We start from the raw sequence: 225 nt of genomic DNA on the forward strand, positions 1-225 counted from the left end.
CTCGCCCGGGAGGAGGGGTGCACGCCGTTCATGGTGGTGCACGCGGCGTTGGTGGCGGCGTTGTCCCGGTTGGGTGCGGGTGCGGATCTGGCGATCGGTTCGCCGGTGGCGGGCCGGAGCAACGAGGCGTTGAGCGGTCTGGTCGGGTTCTTCGTGAACACGCTGGTGCTGCGCACCGACAGCTCGGGCGATCCGAGCTTCCGTGAGCTCCTGGGCCGGGTCCGT

The 225-nt window shown here is 70.7% G+C and carries 1 protein-coding gene; it reads left to right on the forward strand.

All coding sequences use genetic code 11. The annotated features are described in order from the left end of the window. The coding region (locus tag OO54_RS41195; protein WP_033213012.1) for a condensation domain-containing protein at window positions 1-225 on the forward strand (225 nt) is incomplete at both ends.

Origin of the sequence: Streptomyces wedmorensis, from assembly GCF_000716445.1 — a bacterium.
GTDB lineage: Bacteria > Actinomycetota > Actinomycetes > Streptomycetales > Streptomycetaceae > Streptomyces > Streptomyces wedmorensis.